The organism is Streptomyces sp. NRRL S-350, assembly GCF_000719705.1.
GTDB lineage: Bacteria > Actinomycetota > Actinomycetes > Streptomycetales > Streptomycetaceae > Kitasatospora.
In genome coordinates this window covers 1-209 of record NZ_JOHO01000249.1, presented here as the reverse complement: position 1 = coordinate 209, position 209 = coordinate 1, and the positions used below count along the sequence as shown (strand labels likewise).

Annotated in this window: 1 protein-coding gene; it reads left to right on the top strand. The window is 75.1% G+C overall.

Annotated features, from left to right (window positions below):
- The coding region (locus tag IF30_RS43025; RefSeq protein ID WP_158836014.1) for a hypothetical protein at positions 1-209 on the top strand (209 nt) is incomplete at both ends.

The window sequence follows — 209 nt, the reverse complement described above, 5'->3', positions numbered from 1 at the left end:
GCCGCCTCGACGACTGCCACGACGCCCTCCTCGCCCACCCCCGACCCGGCTCCGAAGCCGACACCGGCGAACTCCTCGAAGCCCTCGGCGTCTTCGACGTCCCCGCCCCCCTCGACGCCCGCGACCAGGCCGTCATCGGCCACATCCTCACCGCCATCGACGCCATGGGCGGCATCCGCCCCGGCCACCAGCACGGCCTCACCCGCTGG